This window comes from Streptomyces sp. adm13(2018) (assembly GCF_008042145.1).
Lineage (GTDB): Bacteria > Actinomycetota > Actinomycetes > Streptomycetales > Streptomycetaceae > Streptomyces.
Window position 1 is genome coordinate 1 of the sequence record NZ_RDBH01000109.1, and the last position, 2595, is coordinate 2595.

Here is a 2595-nt window from a genome sequence, read left to right on the forward strand (position 1 = left end):
GGTGGACGGTGCCCCCGGGGACGGGGGGCCGGTGCGGGGCGCGGCCGGGGAGCCGGAGTGGTCGAGCGTGAAGCCGCCGGTGAGGTCCATGCCCGGACCGTACGCAGTGCGTTCGCTGACGAACCGTTACGGCGAGATGACCTTCCTACGATCGGGGGACGCCGGCGGTCCTGTCGTCCACCATGCTCTCGTCGTCCTCACCCTCCGCGCCCTCGACCTCCGTGCCGGCCGGAGCCAGCAGGAAGACGTTCCGGTCGACGCGGTGCATCCCGCTGCCGAGGCCGAAGACCACGCCGCTGCTGAAGTCGAGGATGCGCTTGGCGACCTCGGTGTCGGCGCTCGTCAGGTCGAGGAGCACCGGGATCTGGGCGATGAGGTACTCGGCGACCTCGCGGGCGTCGGCGAACACCTGCACGCGGAGCACGACCATGCGGCGGTGCTCGGCGGATTCGTACTGCTCGGGGATCGTGCGGTGGTCGACCCTGGACGGCCATTCGTCACGGCCGCGCAGGGGCACGACCTGGGCGAGGCCCTCCCACTGCTCGTCGGTGACGTCGTACCTCTCGTACCTACTCATGGGGACATCCTCCCGCTCCTCACCCGTTCGGCCCAACAACGACACGAGGGGATGCCGTGCCGGCGCAGGTTCTCCTCCTCGTGCCCCGGACCAGGCCCTTCCTGGTCACCCCCGGTCGCCGGTCGGGACCGGCGGCTCCGTCGCGGCGGCGCGGCCGGGTCCCGGTGAGCGTCCCGATGTCCGTCAACTCCGCTCCCCGGCGCACCCGGACGGCTCCGGCAGGGCGTCGCGGAGCCGGTCGAGGAGGGCCCGGGCCGCGGGGCTCGCCGGGCCGGCGGCCTGCCAGGCGAGCGCCAAGCGGCCGCGGATCCCGGGCTCGACGATCCGCAGGGCGCGGAGCCCGTCGCCGGGGGGCGCCCCGTCCTCTCCGGCGGGCAGCACGGCGACGCCGAGGCCGCGCGCGGCGAGCCGGGCCAGGACGTGCGGCGCCGCCGCCTCGAAGGTGACGCGGGGGCGGAATCCGGCCTGGGCGCAGCCGCGTTCGAGGGCGGCGCGGACGCCGGTGCCGCGGGGCAGGCAGATCAGCGGGCGGTCGCGCAGGGCGGCGAGCGGGAGGCCGGTGCCGGCGGCACGGGCGAGCAGCGGATCGCCGGGCGCGACGACTGCGACCAGCGGGACGTCCAGCACCATCCGGAAGGCGGTTCCCGGCGGCGGCACGTCCGAGGCCGTCCCCAGGAGGGCGATGTCGAGCTCGCCCGCGAGGAGCGCGGCCTGCATGCGTTCGGTGGTGTCCTCGGTGAGCGCCACCTCCACCGCCGGGTGGTCCTGGTGGAAGTCCGCGAGGAAGGCGGCGATGTCGAAGGCGTGCCCGGCGGCCCCGGAGACCGTGCCGAGCGTGACCCGGCCGCGCAGCAGGCCCGTGTACGCGTCCACCGTCTCCCGCACCGCGTCCACGGCGGCCAGGGCCGCGCGGGCGTAGGGCAGGACGGCGCGGCCCACCTCGGTCGGTGTCACCGTGCGGCCGGAGCGGTCGAGCAGGGGCTCCCCCACCTCCCGTTCCAGCCGGCGGATCTGGGCGCTGAGTCCGGGCTGGGCCAGGTGCAGCCGGGCCGCGGCACGGGTGAAGCCGCCCTCCTCGACGACGGAGACGAAGTAGCGCAGCTGCCGAAGCTCCATAGGCGGTGATTCCAGAAGGCAGCAGAACCGTCTATTGGCCTTATCCGCCGGGGCGACGCAGGGTGGGTCGCATGGAGAACGCGACGGGCGGCACGAGGAGCACCACCGGGATCAGGGCCGCGATCGCGGCCGAACGCCGGGAACTGGCGGACCTGTTCGACGGTCTGCCGGCCGAGCGGTGGAACGAGCGTTCGCTGTGCGCGGGTTGGCGGGTGCGCGAGGTGGTGGCGCACATGTCGATGGGCTTCCGGCTTTCGCTGCCGGCGACGCTCGGCGAGCTGGTCAGGGCGCGCGGGAACCTCCACCGCATGACCGACCGGGTCGCGCGCCGGGACGCGGGCGCCCATTCCCCGGCCGAGCTCTCCGCGTTCCTGCGGGACAACGCGGACCACCGCTGGTCGCCTCCGGTCGGCGGCGCGGCGGGGGCCCTCGGCCATGACGTGGTGCACGGTCTGGACGTCACCGTCGCCCTCGGCCTGGACCGGCGCGTCCCGGAGGACCGGCTGCGGGTCCTGCTGGACCAGGTCCGGCCAGCCGGTCTGCGGTTCTTCGGCGTCGACCTCGGCGGGGTGCGGCTGTGCGCCGACGACCTCGACTGGTCGTACGGCTCCGGCGCCCCTGTGACCGGCAGCGCGCAGGACCTCCTGCTGCTGGCCTACGGCCGCCGGCTGCCGGTCACAGGGGCGCCGGAGCCGTACGACCAGACGAGGTCGTCGGCGCACAGCTTCGGCGTCGACCTCGGCGGGGTGCGGCTGTGCGCCGACGACCTCGACTGGTCGTACGGCTCCGGCGCCCCTGTGACCGGCAGCGCGCAGGACCTCCTGCTGCTGGCCTACGGCCGCCGGCTGCCGGTCACAGGGGCGCCGGAGCCGTACGACCAGACGAGGTCGTCGGCGCACAGC

Annotated in this window: 2 protein-coding genes and 1 pseudogene; 1 reads left to right on the plus strand and 2 read right to left on the minus strand. The window is 75.1% G+C overall.

All coding sequences use genetic code 11. From position 1 onward, the window contains the following. Window positions 1-145: 145 nt before the first annotated feature. Window positions 146-577 carry a cell division protein SepF gene (locus tag EAO70_RS09730; protein ID WP_148002610.1) on the minus strand — a complete coding sequence of 144 codons (432 nt, stop codon included), beginning with the start codon at window positions 575-577 and terminating at the stop codon, window positions 146-148. A 183-nt stretch (window positions 578-760) separates the two neighbouring features. Then, window positions 761-1693 carry a LysR family transcriptional regulator gene (locus tag EAO70_RS09735; protein ID WP_148002611.1) on the minus strand — a complete coding sequence of 311 codons (933 nt, stop codon included), beginning with the start codon at window positions 1691-1693 and terminating at the stop codon, window positions 761-763. A gap of 71 nt (window positions 1694-1764) precedes the next feature. On the opposite strand from EAO70_RS09735, the pseudogene EAO70_RS09740 reads away from it, so the two are divergent. Beyond that, window positions 1765-2367 (plus strand): annotated as a pseudogene (locus tag EAO70_RS09740) (maleylpyruvate isomerase family mycothiol-dependent enzyme); the annotation flags it as partial. Window positions 2368-2595 lie beyond the last annotated feature (228 nt).

Excerpts from the sequence above, each read along its gene's own strand:
- EAO70_RS09730 (WP_148002610.1), bottom strand. The coding sequence starts at position 577 with ATGAGTAGGTACGAGAGGTACGACGTCACCGACGAGCAGTGGGAGGGC.
- EAO70_RS09735 (WP_148002611.1), bottom strand. The coding sequence starts at position 1,693 with ATGGAGCTTCGGCAGCTGCGCTACTTCGTCTCCGTCGTCGAGGAGGGC.